Origin of the sequence: Candidatus Angelobacter sp. (assembly GCA_035607015.1) — a bacterium.
GTDB lineage: Bacteria > Verrucomicrobiota > Verrucomicrobiia > Limisphaerales > AV2 > AV2.
Genome location: DATNDF010000405.1, coordinates 1 through 2,102 on the forward strand (window position 1 = coordinate 1; position 2,102 = coordinate 2,102).

Sequence of the window (2,102 nt, forward strand, 5' to 3'; positions counted from 1 at the left end):
TTCTGCTTTCGCGTCGAGGATTCCGCCGCCGTGGATTGGATCGCCGGACGATTTGCGAAGGAGGGATTGGCTTGTTCCACTCCCCGGTTTTATCCGGAGTACGCCCACGACTTCCATGCAGTCTTCTTTTCCGACGCCGAGGACCACAGTTTATGATTGCGAGTTCGACCGCGCCGGGCTCTGGTCGCCGTCCACGCGTCCCGTGGACCGGGTCGCGGAGTTTGGGTTGGCGGGCGCAAAACGCGACACCTCACCTGGCAAGCTAACGATGTCAGACCCGTCTCAATCCTTGTTCGCGGCGATACTGGACGATGATCGCGCCACGGTGAAGGCGTTGCTCGAAGAGGATCCGCGCCTGCCCGTGCATGCAACACAAACGGAAGCGCGATGCGAATCGGGCATCGCGCATTGGATTTATGTGGGGGACACCGCCCTGCATGTCGCCGCGGCCGGATATCGGGTGGAGATCGCGAAAATGTTACTCGCGGCCGGCGCGGACCCGGACTCGGCAAAGAATCATCGCCGCAGCCGGCCGCTCCACTACGCCTCGGATGGTTATTTGGAAAGCCCCTTCTGGGACGCAAAACGGCAGGTGGCGATGATCCGTCTTCTGCTCAAAGCGGGCGCTGATCTCCATGCCCGGGACAAAAACGGCGCCACCCCTCTGCATCGCGCGGTGCGCACGCGGTGCGCCGCTGCGGTTCGGTGTCTTCTCGATGCGGGGAGCGATGCGACGCTTCAAAACAAACCCGGCTCCACGCCCTTCCACCTGGCGGTCCAGAACACGGGCCGCGGTGGAAGCGGTGCGGAAAGGGCAAAGGCCGCGCAACGTGAGATCATCCGGACCTTTCTCGAGAGAGGCGTGAGCGCGGCGCTTAAAGATAGGAACGGAAAAACCGTCCTCGATTGGGCCCGGAATGAATCGATCCGACAACTGCTTTCAGGCAATGACTCGTGAACATGCGCTTCAGCGACTTGAGCAATCAGAAGGATTGCGAAAACAATTCGACTCTGTAGTGTAGAGATCAACGCCGCAGGCCACATCGCCGAGCCCGGGTCGTTCGACAATGACGCCATGAAAACCAGGACAACGCTTCGCAGGTTCTCTTCGTCCGTTCTTGCATTTGTCCTCGGCGGACTCAGTGCCATGGGACACCCGCTTGACACCTGGCACGTTCGGCATTCTGGCTCCGATACGCTTAATGGCGTCACGTATGGCGCCGGACTGTTCGTCGCGGTGGGAGGGAATGGAACCCTCCTGACCTCGCCAACGGGCGAGAGTTGGACACCGCAGAACGCCGGCACGAACGCCTCGCTCAATGACGTGACCTGCGGCAACGGAACGTTTGTTGTGGTGGGCGCGAACGGTCTGATTTTGACGTCCTCGAACGGAACCAATTGGACGGTGGAAGGCTCGGGCGTTGGCAGCAGGTTGCTGTCTGTCGCTTTTCAGAACGGCCTTTTTGTTACGACGGGCGAGTCCGGCGCATTGCTGACTTCGAAAGATGGCCACGCCTGGGCTTCGCGCGCGGCTGGAGTCTCTTTCAGTCCGTGGTTCATCGCCAGCGGGAACGGGCTGTTCCTGCTTGAAAGCACTGCCGGGACCAACCTCCTTTCAGCGGATGGCACCAACTGGTTTGCGCGTCCCTCGGGTTCAGACACGGGCCTGTATACCGTTGGGTTCGGAAGCGGTCGGTTTGTCTCGATTGATATTCGCAACCGCGCGTACATTTCGGCCGATGGAAGCAACTGGGTGGCAGGGGGCGCAGTGACGCTGGTGCGTCCCTCGGAGATCGCGTATGGAAACGGCCATTTTGTGACCGGCGGCGGCGGCTCGCTGGAATACTCACCAAGCGGGATGGACTGGACCGTCAGCCCCACTGGTTATCTGTACGTCACCTGGGATGTGGCCTTCGGCAATGGCACCTTCGTCGCGGTCGGATCGGGCGGGATGATCAAGCAATCCGATCCGGTCGTTCATCTGCAGGCTTCCGAACCGGGGAGTCTGGACATTTCCGGTCCGAGCGGAGCGGGGTGCAGCATACAATCCCGGGACACCCTGATGCCGGGCGATGACTGGATCACCCTCACGAACTTCACAC

General features: G+C 60.9%; 2 protein-coding genes. Both read left to right on the plus strand.

Going from position 1 to position 2,102, the window contains the following annotated elements; all coding sequences use genetic code 11:
* The first annotated feature begins 268 nt into the window (after positions 1-268).
* Entirely contained in the window at positions 269-958 is a 690-nt protein-coding gene (locus tag VN887_16205) for an ankyrin repeat domain-containing protein (GenBank protein ID HXT41550.1), read from the plus strand.
* Positions 959-1,075: 117 nt separating this feature from the next.
* Positions 1,076-2,102 (plus strand): hypothetical protein (locus VN887_16210; protein ID HXT41551.1); only part of this gene is annotated, 1,027 nt, incomplete at its 3' end.

What these genes read in the sequence shown, in the direction of transcription:
- VN887_16205 (HXT41550.1), top strand. Translation starts at nt 269, where the DNA reads ATGTCAGACCCGTCTCAATCCTTGTTCGCGGCGATACTGGACGATGAT.